The following is a 15077-nucleotide window of genomic DNA, read 5'->3' on the forward strand; positions in this document are numbered from 1 at the left end:
GCGTCATTGTCCGGAGCGGCGGCCAACCACGCAACCTCACGCGAATGTCGATAATGCACGTCATGAAAACATTCGCGCTCTACGTCGTCACGGCCATCGCCGAGATCGCCGGCTGCTATTTTCCTTATCGATGGCTCAAGGAGGGCGGCTCGCCGTGGCTCGTCGTGCCCGGCGCGCTATCGCTCGCGCTGTTCGCGTGGCTGCTCACGCTGCACGCGGCGGCGGCGGGGCGCGTGTACGCGGCGTATGGCGGCGTGTATATCGGCGTGGCGATCGCGTGGCTATGGGCCGTCGAGCGCATCCGGCCGACGGCGTGGGATGTCGCGGGCGCGGCGATCGCGCTCATCGGCATGGGCGTGATCGCGTTTCAGCCGCGCGTCTAGAACCGCTCACGCTTCCAGCGCCAGCAGCGCGAACGTCGCGAGCCAGTGCTCGCCCATGTAATCGCCCGCGACATGCGCGATGCCCGACGCCAGATGCTCGTGCGCGGCCGCTTCGAGCACGGCGATACGCGCGTCGCCCGCCGGCAGCGCCCGCGCGATTTGACGCTGGCACCACGCGCGCGAGAGATTCAGACCGTCGAGGTGCGCGAGCTTGCCGTCGCTGCGATCGGTGACGGTGGCGGGCGTGAAGAGCGTCGCGGGTTCGCGCGCGGCGATGCGCGGCAGAAACCGGTCGAACCAGCCGACGAAGCGCTCGGCCGGCAGCACATGGCGCATCAGCACGGCTTCCATCAGCGATGGCGAGAGGAACTCGTCGCCCGCCGGTTCCCACGCCTGACAGCCTTCGTCCTGCGCGAACCAGCGCAAGGCGGTCTCGCTCAGCAGGCGCTCGAAATCCGCGTTTTGCGCGACGCGCGCGTAACCCGTCGCCAACGTCAGCGCGAACGCCATGTTGAAGTGCGTGCCGACGCGAAGCGGATACGTCGACTTCGGCAGGAATTCCTCGAAGCGCGCGACGAATGCGTCCGCGAGCGGCTGGAGCGTGCGGGCCCAGCGCGCGCCGTCATCGGAACGCATCGAGCGGAGCTGACCCGCGAGCGCGAGCAGCCACGCCCAGCCATAAGGCCGCTCGAAGCCGCGCGCGGCCGGACGCTGCAAATAAGCGACTTCGGCGGCGACATTGGCATCGGTGAAATGCTCGTCGATCACCGCGCGGATACGCGGCGCGTCCGGCAAATCGGGAAAGCGGTCGACAAGGCGCGCAATCAGCCAGTAACCGTGCACGCACGAATGCCAGTCGAAGCTGCCGTAGAAGATCGGATGCAGCGCGCGCGGGCTTTGCACATCGGCTTCGCTCGCCATCACGTGATCGAGCTTATTGGGATATTCGCGCGTCAGATGGCCGAGCGCGACTTGCGCGAATTTCGACGCGAGCGCGGCGTCGAGGGTGATTGGTTGATGCTGGCTCATGGAGTCCTCGTCGATGCGAATCGTGATCCCGAGACTTTATCGATAAATAGTCGGCAAAATCTTTGATCGGGGTAATTACCTAGTCTGAACGGACGAGGTATGGAGCATTCAGGTCGAAGCGTTGCATACAAGCGTTCGCGAGCGCGGCGAATGCTTTTGGCGCAAGCCTGAGCGGGCGCGGGACCACCGCTGCGTAAATGCCATTACCGCGCCCTTGGCCGAATTTATCTATCGCCTCCGGCCGTGTTTCGCGCGCCACGATCGAGCGCTGCGCGCCAAAGCGCGTATAAACTTGCGCCCGAACGCCGCCAAGACCGCCCCGGTCGGGGTCGAAAGCCCCGCCATATGTCATCCAGACAGTGACCAAGAGATCAGAAACAATATGACCGAATTTCCCGCTTATACCCCAGAGGACACCCGGCGCCGCGTTTTTGCCATCGTCGGCGCCTCGTCGGGCAACCTCGTCGAGTGGTTCGACTTTTATATCTACTCGTTCCTCGCGCTGTACTTCTCGGCGGCGTTCTTTCCGGGCGGCAATCCCACGGTTCAGTTGCTCAACACCGCGGGCGTGTTCGCGGCAGGCTTCCTGATGCGCCCGATCGGCGGCTGGCTCTTCGGCCGCATCGCGGACAAGCACGGCCGCCGCAACGCAATGATGATCTCCGTCCTGATGATGTGCGGCGGTTCGCTCGTCATCACCTTCTTGCCGACTTACGCGTCGATCGGCGCGTGGGCGCCGTTCCTGCTCCTCATCGCGCGCCTGTTCCAGGGCTTGTCGGTCGGCGGCGAATACGGCACCAGCGCGACCTACATGAGTGAAGTGGCGCTGCGCGGCCGGCGCGGTTTCTTCGCGTCGTTCCAGTACGTGACGCTGATCGGCGGCCAGCTTGCCGCGCTGCTCGTGCTCGTGATCCTGCAAATGTTCCTGTCGACCGAAGAGCTGAAGGCCTGGGGCTGGCGCGTGCCGTTTTTCATCGGCGCGTGCGCGGCGCTGGTCTCGCTCTACCTGCGCCGTTCGCTCGACGAAACCTCGACCGCCGAAACGCGCCATCGCAAGGAAGCGGGCACGCTCGCCGGCCTGATGCAGCACAAGGCCGCGTTCATGACGGTCGTCGGCTTCACGGCGGGCGGCTCGCTCATCTTCTACACGTTCACGACCTACATGCAGAAGTATCTGGTCAACACGGCCGGCATGCACGCGAAGACCGCCAGCAACGTGATGACCGCCGCGCTCTTCATCTACATGTTGCTGCAGCCGGCGTTCGGCGCGCTGTCGGACCGGATCGGCCGCCGCGCGTCGATGCTGTGGTTCGGCGCGCTCGCGACCATCGGCACGGTGCCGCTGCTGCACGCGCTCTCCACGGTGACGAGCCCGGTCATGGCGTTTGTGCTGGTGGTGATCGCGCTCGCGATCGTGAGCTTCTATACGTCGATCAGCGGTTTGATCAAGGCGGAAATGTTCCCGCCGGAAGTGCGCGCGCTGGGCGTCGGCCTGTCGTATGCGGTCGCCAACGCGGTGTTCGGCGGCTCGGCGGAGTACGTGGCGCTGAAGCTGAAATCGATCGGCAGCGAATCGACTTTCTTCTGGTACGTAACGGTGATGTGCGCCATTTCGCTCGTCGTTTCGTGGCGCATGCTCGATCCGAGCAAGGAAGGCTATTTGCGTAACGAGCCGTAAGCTCCCCGGCGGCGTGCGAGACGCGGCCATGCCGTGTCTCGCTGCACGCTTGGGCCATCGGCGCGGACTGTGTTGTCCGTCACGCTTGCCGATGAAGGTAGTATGGTGTTTTATGCCGTATATAGACGACGCACCGGCCACGGTGCACGATGGCAATCGGAAAACGCGGGAACCGGATACGCATGCGCGCCGCGCCGCCGCGCGCAAATCCGATGTGCACCTTCGGGCGCGTCGGTCTGCCTGGAGCCTGTTCATGGAAGATTTCGACGAAACGCTGTTCATAGTCTGGCGAGCCAACCTGAGCGTTCTGGTCGGCTCTCCCGGAGGCGCCCGGCGCCTCGCGCGCATGATGAACTTCTCGCCGACGTTCATGAAGCTGATCGTCGCCGGTCGACGCGATTTCAACGAGGAATTCGTGCGCGGCATCGAGCTTGTGACCGGCCTGCCGCCGCACTGGATGGACGAACGCCGCGAGCTGGAGGAGGTTCCGCCCGACGTGCTGCGCGCGATCGACGAAGAAACGCCGATGGCGGTGTTTCGCGGCACGGCGCATCCCGCGCCGAAGCGCTCCGTTCTACGCGGCCCGGAACCGCTGCTTTCCCAGACGGAAGCGACCCGCCGCGTCGCCGATCTCGCCCAGCAACAGGCCGAGGTGAACCGCCGCGATCTGGTTTTCCGCAAGAATCGCGAGTTGCTGTCACAGGATTTGCGCCGCCTGGAGCGCCAGCTCGGCCTGCTTCAGGTCGAATCGATGCAGCCGAAGGTCGATGAACTCATCACGTCGGATCGCATGAGCGAGGCGGCGAAGGCCGACCTGACCGGGCGTCTCGAACAGATCGACAAACACGTGAAGCTGTTACATCAGCATGTCGACAAGCTCGTGGCGTTGCTCTCCAGCCCGGACGAACCCGAGGCGGGCGAATAAAGGGCGAATCAAGGGCGCGTCACTGCTTCTTCTTGCCGTCCTTCGGGGGTTCCGGCTCCGGGTGCACGGCGATCGGGTCGCTTGCCGGGAACGTTTCTTCCAGCGCTTCGTCGAGCAGATCCTCTTCGTTCTCCGATTTCGACCGCTGCGGCTTCGAATGTTCATCTCGGCTGGCTTTCGTCATGGCGCGCTCCACGATGCAAGTGATGGTCGATTCAATATAGCAGTCGCGCCGATCCCGCGCAGTCAGGCTTCCCGGCGGTAATCCGCGGGGCGCACGCCCGTCCACTTTCTGAATGCGCGCCGGAACGCGCTCGGCTCCGCGAAGCCGAGCGCATCGGCGATCTGCGGGATTGTCTCCTGCGTATGCGCGAGCCGCGCGATGGCGAGATCGCGCCGCAACGCGTCCTTGATCGTCTGATAGGTCAGCCCTTCCTGCTTCAGGCGTCGGCGCAGCGTGGCTTCGGCCATGTGGAGCGCGGCCGCGACGCTTTCGGCTTCCGGCCAGTCCGTCGGCGCGGTCTGTCTGAGGCGCGTTCTGACGCGCGCCGCGAGCGAATCCGGATTGCGATACTTCACGATGAAATTCGCCGGCGCATCGCGCAGAAAGCGCTTGAGCGTGGCGGGCGTCTGTACGACCGGCAGCGCGGCACATTCCGCCGACAGATCGACGAACGAGCGCGCCGCACGAAAACGCAGGTCGTTGCAGAACATGAGGCGATATTCGTCGCTGTCGGCGGGTTCGGGGCAGCGCAGGTGCGCCGCGAGCACCGGAATGCGCCGCCCGACCAGCCAGCACAAGAGCCCATACACGAGGATGAAACCCGTCGCGTAGGCGAACATCGTCTTGGGCGCGGCCTTGTCCGCGAGCCAGATGCGCACGCGTTCGCCGTCGATGTCCGGTTCGAACGTGAGATCGTCGAGCACGAGACGCATGAAGCTCGCGATGCGCGCGAGCGCCTGCGCGCCGTCGCGCGAGGAAAGCGCCGCGTGGCAGAGCAGCACGAAGCTGCCGCGCCGCATCGGATGCGCGTCCTGGCCGAAGAACTCGTCGTCGAGCGCATCGGCGGTGGCGTTCCAGAGCTTGCCGTACTGCACCGGCGACACGCGCGCCCGAGGCGAATCGAGCGTGGCCGGCGCGATGCCCGCCGCGGCCAGCAAATGCTCGCGCGCGACGCCCCGCATTTCGGCGCAGCGCAACGCCGCTTCGACGAGACTCACGGAAATCGAGTCGCGCTCGATCTTCTTTTTGGGACTTGGGGTTGTCACTAGGTGGCCAAAGCGCTCAGTTAGCGTGATCGTTTTGGGCATCGGCTAACGTTAGGCGATTGCCTAGACTCGTGCTCAGACGGCCCAGCCGCCCCTCATCGACCGGGCGCGCGGCGGCAGAAAGTTTAAACGATCGATGCGGCAAGGCTCGCCGCCCCAGCCCAATCACCGAATTCAGAACATGATCGACGCATTTCTCACCGAAGAGCAGCGCATGATCCGCGACGCGGCTCGCCAGTTCGCCACCGAAGTGCTCGCGCCGAACGCGGGCCAGTGGGACAAGGACGGCGCCATCCCCGAGGCCGTCGTGCGACAACTGGGCGAACTCGGCCTGCTCGGCATGATCGTGCCCGCCGAACTCGGCGGCACGTTCAGCGACTACACCGCCTACGCGCTCGCGATGGAAGAGGTCGCCGCCGGCTGCGCGTCGTGCGCGACGTTGATGAGCGTGCACAACTCCGTCGGCTGCGGGCCGATCCTCGCTTACGGCACCGACGCGCAAAAAGCCGAATGGCTGCCCAAGCTCGCGAGCGGCGAGATCATCGGCGCGTTTTGTTTGACGGAGCCGCAGGCGGGCTCGGAAGCGAATAACCTGCGCGTGCGCGCCGTCGAGAAAGACGGCAAGTGGGTCATTTCGGGCAGCAAGCAGTTCGTGACCAACGGCAAGCGCGCGGGCGTGGCGATCGTCTTCGCCGTGACCGATCCCGACCAGGGCAAGCGCGGCATTTCGGCGTTCATCGTGCCGACGAACACGCCCGGCTTCAACGTTGGCGCGCCGGAACACAAGCTCGGCATCCGCGCGTCGGATACGTGTCCGATCAACTTCGACGATTGCGCGATCCCCGCCGCCAATCTGCTCGGCAAGCGCGGCGAGGGCCTGAAGATCGCGTTGTCGAATCTGGAGGGCGGCCGCATCGGCATTGCGGCGCAGGCGCTCGGGATCGCGCGCGCGGCCTTCGACGCGGCGCGCGCTTACGCTTCGGAGCGCGTGCAGTTCGGCAAGCCGATCCGGGAGCATCAATCGGTCGCGAATCAGCTCGCCGATATGCAGACGCAGATCAACGCCGCGCGCCTTCTGATCCATCACGCGGCGCGTATGCGCACGGAAGGCGTGCCGTGTCTGTCGGAGGCGTCGCAGGCGAAACTCTTTGCATCGGAGATGGCGGAGCGCGTGTGTTCGGATGCGATCCAGATTCACGGCGGATACGGCTATCTGCAGGACTATCCGGTGGAACGTCACTATCGCGATGCGCGCATCACGCAGATCTATGAAGGCACGAGCGAAGTGCAGCGAATGGTGATCGCGCGCAACGTCTGATCGCCGCCAGAACAAGAACACATGGAGACGCAATGAACGAAGCCCAGGGATTCATCGAAGCACGAGACTTTCTGTTTGCTCATCGCACGGATTACGACACCGCGTATCGCGACTTCAGATGGCCGTCGCTCGATCGCTTCAACTGGGCGCTCGATTATTTCGATCCGATGGCGCGCGGCAACGACGCGCCCGCGCTGCATATCGTGGGCGAAAGCGGCGACGAGACGCGTCTTTCGTTCGCGCAGATGAGCGAGCGTTCCGCGCGCGTTGCGAATCATTTGCGCGGCCTGAACGTGAAGCGCGGCGAGCGCATTCTGCTGATGCTGCCGAACCGCGTCGAGCTATGGGAAACGATGCTCGCCGCGATGAAGCTCGGCGCGATCGTGCTGCCCGCGACGACGCAGCTCGCACCCGCCGACCTGAGCGAGCGCATCGCGCTCGGCGGCGTGCAACACGTGATCGTCGATGCGGCCGAGACGCGCAAATTCGACGGCATCGATGTACCGGGTTTGCGTATCGCGGTGGGTGGCGCAGCGGACGGCTGGCTCGCTTACGAAGCCGCGTACGACGCATCGGCGGAATTTCATAAGGATGCCGAAACGAACGCGAACGATCCGTATCTGCTCTACTTCACGTCGGGCACGACGTCGAAGCCGAAACTCGTCGCGCATACGCACCAGAGCTATCCGGTCGGGCATCTCTCGACGATGTACTGGATCGGCCTGCAACCCGGCGACGTGCACTGGAACATCAGCTCGCCCGGCTGGGCGAAACACGCGTGGAGCTGCTTTTTCGCGCCGTGGAATGCGCAGGCATGCGTGTTCATCTACAACTTCAGCCGTTTCGATGCGGCTCGCGCGCTCGACATGCTCGTGAAGCACGAAGTCACGACGCTGTGCGCGCCTCCGACCGTGTGGCGCATGCTCGTGCAGGAACCGCTCGCGTCGTACGCGGTGAAGCTGCGCGAGATCGTCGGCGCGGGCGAGCCGCTGAATCCGGAAATCATCGAGCGCGTGCAGCATGCTTGGGGCCTGCCGATCCGCGACGGCTACGGTCAGACCGAAACCACCGCGCAGATCGCCAACACGCCGGGCCAGCGGGTCGTGCCGGGTTCGATGGGGCGTCCGCTGCCGGGTTATCGCGTGGCCTTGCTCGATCCGGACGGCAATGCCGCCGAAGAAGGCGAGATCGCACTCGCGCTCGATCCGCCGCCGCTCGGCCTGATGACCGGTTACGCCGATAACCCGAAGGCCACCGAAAGCGCGATGCGCGGCGGCTTCTATCGCACGTCCGACGTCGCCGCGCGCGGCGCGGACGGTTACTTCGTCTACGTCGGCCGCGCGGACGACGTGTTCAAGTCGTCGGATTATCGGTTGAGCCCGTTCGAACTGGAGAGCGTGCTGATCGAGCACGAGGCGATTGCGGAGGCGGCCGTCGTGCCGAGTCCCGATCCGCTACGTCTTTCAGTGCCGAAGGCGTTCGTCACGCTGCGCCACGGCTATTCGATCGGACCGGAACTCGCGAAAAGCGTGTTCGCGTTTTCGCGCGACCGGCTCGCGCCCTACAAGCGCATCCGGCGCCTCGAATTCGCGGAATTGCCGAAAACGATCTCCGGCAAGATTCGCCGCGTCGATTTGCGCAGACAGGAAATCGCGCGCACGCAGGACGGCGCGCGCGGCGAGTTCGAGTTCTGGGAAGAGGACTTTCCGGAGCTGCGTCAGACCGGCAAGGTCGATTAAATCAAGGAATCCTCACGATGTTAGAAGTCACGCGCGACGGCGCGAATCAGCGTGAAGGCGTCGCCGCCGTTCGTGAAAGGCGCAAGCCGCGACGGAGCGCGTCATGAGTACGCAAGGACTTTTACGCGACGCGCCGGAAGTCGCGTTCGAGGTTGTGAACCGCGTGGCGATCGTCACGCTCGACCGGCCGCACGCATTGAACGCGCTGTCGCACGGCATGATCGCGCTTCTCGCCGATATCTTCGCGCAATGCGCCGCTAACGATTCGATCGTGGCGGTCGTTTTGCGCGGCGCGGGCGACAAGGCGTTCTGCGCGGGCGGCGACGTGCGCAAGCTCTATCACGCGGCGCGCAACGATCCGCTTCACGAGACACCGTGGCTGAAATTTTTCATCGATGAATATCGCCTCGATTTCACGGTGCATCGTTTCGCGAAGCCGGTAATCGCGCTGATGGACGGCATCGTGATGGGCGGCGGCATGGGGCTCGCGCAAGGCGCTGCGTTGCGCATCGCGACCGAGCGCACGCGCATGGCCATGCCGGAGACGCGCATCGGTCTGTTGCCCGATGTCGGCGCGACGCATTTTCTGCGCGTGCTGCCGCGCGATCTCGCGTTGTACGTCGGGCTGACCGGCGCGCGTCTTTTGGGCGCGGATGCGAGGCGCGTCGGTCTCGCGGACGAATGCGTGCCGTCTACATGGCTGCGCGGTTTTATCGAGCGTCTCGAAAGCATTCGCTGGGACGATGAGCAGGACGCGTTGGCGCAACTGAAGCGCGTGTTCGTGCCGAGCGCGAACATCGAACGGCACGCGCCGCTCGACGATATCCGCGCGCAGATCAAGCGCCACTTCGCCGTGCCCGCAACGGGCGGCGTGGAGCGCATCGCCGCATCGCTCGCGACGGACGAATCGGACTGGGCGCGCGCGACGCTCGCCTTGCTCGAAAGCCACTCGCCCACGATGCTCGAAGTCACGTATCACGCGCTGCTGCGCGGCCGTCAGATGTCGCTTTCGGATTGCTTTCGCATGGAACTAGGCGTCGTGTACCGCGCGATCGATGACGGCGATTTCGTCGAAGGCGTGCGCGCGCTCATCATCGACAAGGACGAGCGGCCGCGTTTCGCGCCGACCACGCTCGCGCAGGTGCGGGCCGAGCGCGTGCAGCACTTTCTGTCATCCCCGTGGCGCAAAGAGATGCATCCGCTCGCCGACCTGTGCGCGTAACCTCCCGTCTGAATTCGCAAGAAAATGTTTCGGTGCCGAACCGTCGAGATGGCCGATGGTCGAATGGGCTCATCCATCATCGGACAATTCAAGAGGAGGAACCGATCATGCCGAATCCTGGGAAACGGATCGCGCTTTTGTCGGCCGGCATCGCATTCGCGTTGGTCGCGCCGACCGTATCGTACGCACAACTTAATCTTCAGCAATTCGGCTTTGGCAGCGGCAAGGCGGACGTGGCGGCAGGCGCGAATGGCGCGGCGCAGCCCTCGGCGTTGAATTCGCTCGTGCAGAGTTATCTGGGCGCGAATCAGCAAGTGCTGACGGGGCAATCGAGCCTTGCATCGGCGATGGGCATGTCGAGTGTCGCGAGCCAGGCGCAATCGGCGGCGGGGTTGCTGTCGGGCGCATCGGGTGGCAATGGCGTGCCGAGCACGAGCGTGCTGTCGCAACTCGGCGGCACGCAGCAGAGCGTGTCGCAATCGTTGATGCAGGCGTTCGCGGGCGGTTCCACGACGCCGCCGACAGCCGCGAGCAAGAAGACGTTCAGCGACGGTCTCGCGTCGCTCGGGCAGGGCGTGAAGCAGTACGCGGGCCTGCAATCGAATCTCGGCTCGGTGAGCAATTCGATGAACATGTCGTCGCTGATGCAGGCCGGTTCGAATCCGGCGACCGTGCAGGCGGCGAGCTATGTCGCGCAATCCGCGCCGGGGCAATTGCAGTCACTCATGCAGACGCTCTCGCAAGCGGTCACGTATGCGAAGACCAACGGCATTTCGGTGCCGTCGATCGCGGCATCGGCGCTTAGCGGCGCGAAGTAATGTGACGTGATGCGGCGATTGTCGCGCGCAAGAAAAAAGCGGCGCGGCTCACATTCGAGCCGCGCCGCTTTTTTGCAATGGCGGGACCATTTGTTTCGTTTAGCCGGCCGCCGGGCGTATCGAAAGACGTTTGACCGCGGGCAGCGCGTGCGCCTTGCGCGATGCGGGCTTCGACGGCGGGAGATACGCGATATCGGCGACATTGACGGGTCGATTTTCTGCCGGCGATGCTTCGAGAGCAGGCGGTTCGGCCGGCTCGACCGGTTCTGTTTCGACCTGCTCCGGTTGTTCCACGGCAATGCCCAGCGAATGGCGCACGTCCACGCCACGGATATGCGCCTCGTAACCGGCCTCGGCCAGCATGCGCTCGCGCGATTTCCAGTATGCGAGTCCCGAGGGCGTCATGGGACGCATCGAAACGTATTCGAAGACGATTTCGTAGCCTCGAACGTGTGGATAACTCAACAGCAATTTACCTGAACGAATATAACGGACATAGCGGTCGATTTTCTTCGAGAGCAAAGCCCGATGCTCCCGTTCATCGCTCCAGTCGAGCTCGTCGAAGAGCCCGACATATACGCGTTGGAAGAGAAAATTCACCCCGATGTAATCGATAACGTCCACGTCACGTAAAGACATGGTCGACCCCTGCGCCCTGTCAGGCAAATAACAAAGGCAGCATTGTAGCGGATGTATACCGTCTAATAATCGTGAAACACTGTGCTGAATCGCGGAAAAATATCATTTTAGTCAGAGTCCGAAATGCGATTTAAGTGCAATCCGATTGCTACAAATAAATGCAACGAAGTGCGACTAGGTTTATCGATCAGGTCTGTCTTCTCGGCGCATCCGCGAGATTACGTGCGGACGGGGCTTTGGCGATTTCCTCGTCGGTCATCGCTTCGACTTGCGGCAGCGGCGGCTGCTCGTTGATCCACGCATTCAGAATTGTCGACGTCACCGCGAGAATTACGGGACCGATGAACAATCCGACTATTCCGAATGCAAACATGCCGCCGAGCACGCCGGAAAGGATCAGCAACATCGAGAGATTCACGCCGCGCTTGATGAGAAGCGGCCGCAGGAAGTTGTCGAGCATTGCGATCATGATCGACCAGACGAGCAGCAGCGAGGCGGCCACGGTCGAATCGTGCCAGAAAAGCCAGGCGACGCCGCCGAGCAGCGGCAGCAGCGGGCCGATCTGCGCGAGGCACAGCATCAGCATGACGGCCGTGATGATGCCCGCGGCCGGCACGCCCGCAAGTGCGAGCCCGATGCCGCCGAGCGCCGATTGCGTTACCGCCGTCACGACGATGCCGAGCGCCACCGCGCGGATCGCGAGACCCGCGAGCTTGACGGCTTCGGCGCCGCGCTGCGCGGCGATGCGCGTCGCGAAGCGCTCGACGAAGCGGCCGGCCGCCTCGCCGTTCATGTACAGAATGCCGGCGATGATCACGGTGATCACCATGTGCATCACGAACACGCCGACGACGGCCGCGTGCGAAAGCATCCAGCGCGCGGCGATCGTCACGTAGGGTTCGAGCTTCGCGAGCAGGCCGCCGGGGCCGGCGTCGGATAGCGATTGCCATTCCGTGGCGACGCGCGCGCCCGCGAGCGGCACATCGTGTACCCAGCCCGGCGGCGGCGGCAGCGCGTAGGACGGCAGGCTCTTGATCGCGGCCATGATCTCGCCGCCGTGCAACGCGAGCGTCGAAATCGCTTCATAAAGCGGCAGCACGATGACGATCAGCAGGATCAGCAGCATCACGGTGGTCGCGATCCAGCGGCGGTTGCCCACGCGGCGCTGCACGCCGCGCATGAGCGGCCAGGTCGCGACGACGATCGTCGTGGCCCAGATGAGCCCCGGCAGGAACGGGCGCAGGACATAGAGGCTGCCGACCGTGAGCGCGGTCAGGATCGTGATGACGAGCAGGATGCGGGCGATATCCACCGGCTGGCGGGGATTCGGATTCGGCTGCCCGTTGGATAGGATTGGCATGATGCGTCCGGGTGAAGGTGATGATCGAAGCGCCGCCCGGATACGAAATGGCGCGCGACGAGCGATGAACAAGCGATAAGCGAAAGCAGGCGATCCGGCAAGCCGCTCCCGGCGTGACGGGCGCAATCATAACGGCATCCAATCCATACTACTAAAAATCGGTGCGCCGCTGCGCCTGAAATACCCTTCGTTCGGCGTGGCGAAACAAACGAAGTCTTTCGCACGAATCCTGGAAATGCCTTTTTAAATTGCCTATTCTTTTTTGCGGGCGCAGAAGAGGGCACGTCATGTCCCGCCGCGCATAACGAGGCCAACAAGAACGATTTGGGAGACTGTCATGGCCGGTTTTTCCCGTACCTCGCTCGTTCCGCTCATTGTTGCCTTCGGTGCTTTCGGGATCGTGACATCGCCCGGAATCAAAGCCGCCGACGAAATCCAGAACGCCAACACGACGCAAGCCTCGCCGGTCCCGAGTTCGCTGCGACCCATCTCGCAGCAACAGCTCGACGGCGCCGCAGGCGACAGCGCGTCCTGGCTGCATTCGAACGGATCGTATGCCGAAACGCGCTACGCACCCGCGACGCAGATCAACACGTCGAACGTCGCGAAGCTCAAGCCGGCTTTCATCTTCCAGACAGCGGTGATGGAGTCGATGGAAACCGCGCCGATCGTCTCGAACGGCGTGATGTTCCTGACCACGTCCTATAACCACGTCTACGCGATCGATGCGGTCACGGGCCGGGAGTTCTGGCATTACAAGCACAAGATGGGACCGGTCACGACCTTCTGCTGCGGGCCGAACAATCGCGGCGTGGCGATCTCGGGCGACCGGCTTTTCATGGGCACGCTCGATTCGAAGCTCGTCGCGCTCGACGCGAAGACCGGCAACGTGCTGTGGTCGACGCAGATCGCCGATCCCGAAGAAGGTTATTCGGAGACGATGGCGCCCGTGGTCATCGACGACAAGGTGCTGATCGGCACGAATGGCGGGGAGTACGGCATTCGCGGCTTCGTGAAGGCGTTCGACGCGAATTCGGGCCAGTTGCTGTGGACGTTCTACACGATTCCCGACACGGGCAGCGAAGGCGTCTGGGCCGAAAACGACGCCGTCGGCCGCAACATGAAGCGCGACATCGCGGCGGAGAAGAAGACGCTCGCGGAGAAGGGCGGCGACTTCAACAAGACGCTCGGCGGCGGCGTGTGGATGGCGCCCGCGGTCGATCGCAAGACGCGCACGGTGTACTTCGTGGTCGGCAATCCGTCGCCGGACCTCTACGGCGCGATTCGTCCCGGCGACAATCTCTATACGGATTCGCTCGTCGCCGTCGATCTCGATACGGGCAAGTACAAGTGGCACTTCCAGTACATCGCGCACGACGTATGGGATCTCGACGCGGCGAGCCCGCCGATTCTCATCGACGTGAAGGACAAGAACGGGCAGACGATTCCGGGCATCATCCACGGCGGCAAGACGGGATTCGTCTACGTGCACGATCGCCGCGACGGCAGGCTCATCCGCGTCTCCGAAGCGATGATTCCGCAAGAAGGCGTCTGGACCCTGCCGACGCCGACCGGCGCGCGCATGCTGCCGGGCGCGAACGGCGGCGTCGAATGGTCGCCGATGGCCTTCAGCCCGAAGACGCGCATGGCCTACGCGGCGAACCTGCATCAGCCGATGACGTATCAGGTCGAGGAGGCCGCGTATCCGGGCGGCAAGATCTGGCTCGGCGGCGCGTTCAAGACCATTCCGGCCGAGCAGCAGTGGGGCAGGCTCGTCGCGGTGAATGTCGATACCGGCAAGATCGCGTGGGGCTACAAGACGGATCAGCCGCTGATCGGCGGGGTGCTCGCGACCGCGGGCGGCCTCGTGTTCAACGGCGAAGGCAACGGCCTGTTCCGCGCCTTCGACGCCGCCACCGGCCGCAAGCTCTGGGAGTTCCAGTGCGGCGCGGGCGTCAATGCGCCGGCGGTCTCGTACATGGTGAACGGCAAGCAGTACATCGCGGTCGCGGCGGGCGGCAATACGCAGCTCGATTTCAAGCGCGGCAACAGCCTGCTCGTGTTCGCCCTGCCTTGATGATGACGCGATCGAAACGCGTGCGCGTCTGGCTCGTCTACGCGTTGTGGCTCGTCGCGTGCCTGCTGTTGTCGCTGCCTTCGCTTTCGCGCGCGGATGCGCAGACGGCTGCCGCGACGAAGGCCGCCATTTGCACGTCGTGTCATGGCATCGGCGGCAATTCGACGACCGGCGATTATCCGTCGCTCGCGGGGCAGACGTCGCGCTATCTCTATTTCCAGTTGCGCGACTTCAAGGCGGGCCGCCGCAACGATCCGCGCATGTCGCCGATGGCCGCGAATCTCACGCCCGAGGACATGCACGCCCTCGCCGATTATTTCGCCGCGCAAAAACCCATCGCCACCGACTTCAAGGCGGACCCGGTCAAAGTCGAGGCGGGCAGGAAGAAGTCGGAAGAGATTCTCTGCACGATGTGCCACCTCGGCGGTTTCACGGGGCAAAACGAGATTCCGCGTGTGGCCGGACAGCAGTATCCGTATATCGTGAAGCAGTTGCAGGACTTCCGCGACAGGAAGCGCACCAACGACGCGGGCAACATGACGAGCGTGTCGAAGAGTCTGACGGACGCGGATATCGAGAATCTGGCGAACTACATCGCGAATCTGCAATGACGCACTACG

At 64.0% G+C, this 15077-nt stretch carries 14 protein-coding genes; 9 read left to right on the plus strand and 5 right to left on the minus strand.

All coding sequences use genetic code 11. From position 1 onward, the window contains the following. The first annotated feature begins 62 nt into the window (after nt 1–62). Nucleotides 63–383, plus strand: a complete 321-nt coding sequence (locus AWB82_RS00315) for a YnfA family protein (protein ID WP_086965141.1) — start codon at nt 63–65, stop codon at nt 381–383. Between the two features lie 6 nt (nt 384–389). On the opposite strand, the gene AWB82_RS00320 is transcribed toward AWB82_RS00315, so the two are convergent. Then, on the minus strand, nt 390–1412 hold the full coding sequence (locus tag AWB82_RS00320) for a DUF2891 domain-containing protein (protein ID WP_086964681.1): 1023 nt from the start codon (nt 1410–1412) through the stop codon (nt 390–392). A gap of 382 nt (nt 1413–1794) precedes the next feature. On the opposite strand from AWB82_RS00320, the gene AWB82_RS00325 reads away from it, so the two are divergent. After that, nucleotides 1795–3090 carry an MFS family transporter gene (locus AWB82_RS00325; RefSeq protein WP_086964683.1) on the plus strand — a complete coding sequence of 432 codons (1296 nt, stop codon included), beginning with the start codon at nt 1795–1797 and terminating at the stop codon, nt 3088–3090. 253 nt (nt 3091–3343) lie between these two features. Next, a complete protein-coding gene (locus AWB82_RS00330; protein ID WP_200818005.1) occupies nt 3344–4015 on the plus strand; it encodes a hypothetical protein in 672 nt (223 codons plus the stop codon). A 19-nt stretch (nt 4016–4034) separates the two neighbouring features. On the opposite strand, the gene AWB82_RS37860 is transcribed toward AWB82_RS00330, so the two are convergent. Further along, entirely contained in the window at nt 4035–4199 is a 165-nt protein-coding gene (locus AWB82_RS37860; protein WP_200818006.1) for a hypothetical protein, read from the minus strand. 62 nt (nt 4200–4261) lie between these two features. Continuing rightward, a complete protein-coding gene (locus tag AWB82_RS00335) occupies nt 4262–5326 on the minus strand; it encodes an AraC family transcriptional regulator (protein ID WP_407642963.1) in 1065 nt (354 codons plus the stop codon). A gap of 142 nt (nt 5327–5468) precedes the next feature. Between AWB82_RS00335 and AWB82_RS00340 the strand changes: the two genes are divergently transcribed. From AWB82_RS00340 to AWB82_RS00355, 4 genes are all read left to right on the plus strand, one after another. Next, complete coding sequence (locus AWB82_RS00340) at nt 5469–6602, plus strand: acyl-CoA dehydrogenase family protein (protein ID WP_086965145.1); 1134 nt, start codon at nt 5469–5471, stop codon at nt 6600–6602. Nucleotides 6603–6634: 32 nt separating this feature from the next. Further along, complete coding sequence (locus AWB82_RS00345) at nt 6635–8341, plus strand: AMP-binding protein (protein WP_086964687.1); 1707 nt, start codon at nt 6635–6637, stop codon at nt 8339–8341. Nucleotides 8342–8444: 103 nt separating this feature from the next. Continuing rightward, the gene (locus AWB82_RS00350) at nt 8445–9563 is read left to right on the plus strand and encodes an enoyl-CoA hydratase/isomerase family protein (protein ID WP_086964689.1); all 1119 of its coding nucleotides are present in this window, start codon (nt 8445–8447) and stop codon (nt 9561–9563) included. 107 nt (nt 9564–9670) lie between these two features. Next, nucleotides 9671–10381 (plus strand): hypothetical protein, encoded by a 711-nt coding sequence (locus tag AWB82_RS00355; protein ID WP_200818009.1) that lies wholly within the window; start codon nt 9671–9673, stop codon nt 10379–10381. Between the two features lie 99 nt (nt 10382–10480). On the opposite strand, the gene AWB82_RS00360 is transcribed toward AWB82_RS00355, so the two are convergent. Together AWB82_RS00360 and ydiK are read right to left on the minus strand one after the other, a co-directional pair. Continuing rightward, nucleotides 10481–11047, minus strand: coding sequence for a DUF6572 domain-containing protein (locus tag AWB82_RS00360; protein ID WP_235023113.1), 567 nt, complete (start codon nt 11045–11047; stop codon nt 10481–10483). 160 nt (nt 11048–11207) lie between these two features. Further along, on the minus strand, nt 11208–12380 hold the full coding sequence (gene ydiK, locus AWB82_RS00365) for an AI-2E family transporter YdiK (protein WP_143756664.1): 1173 nt from the start codon (nt 12378–12380) through the stop codon (nt 11208–11210). Between the two features lie 337 nt (nt 12381–12717). Here ydiK and AWB82_RS00370 point away from each other — a divergent pair, with 337 nt between their 5' ends. Both AWB82_RS00370 and AWB82_RS00375 read left to right on the plus strand, forming a co-directional pair. Then, complete coding sequence (locus AWB82_RS00370; protein ID WP_086964695.1) at nt 12718–14457, plus strand: pyrroloquinoline quinone-dependent dehydrogenase; 1740 nt, start codon at nt 12718–12720, stop codon at nt 14455–14457. Further along, nucleotides 14457–15068 carry a c-type cytochrome gene (locus AWB82_RS00375; RefSeq protein ID WP_086964696.1) on the plus strand — a complete coding sequence of 204 codons (612 nt, stop codon included), beginning with the start codon at nt 14457–14459 and terminating at the stop codon, nt 15066–15068. Before AWB82_RS00370 ends, AWB82_RS00375 begins: the two co-directional genes overlap by 1 nt. The last annotated feature ends 9 nt before the right edge of the window (nt 15069–15077 follow it).

This window comes from Caballeronia glebae, assembly GCF_001545035.1.
Taxonomy (GTDB): domain Bacteria; phylum Pseudomonadota; class Gammaproteobacteria; order Burkholderiales; family Burkholderiaceae; genus Caballeronia; species Caballeronia glebae.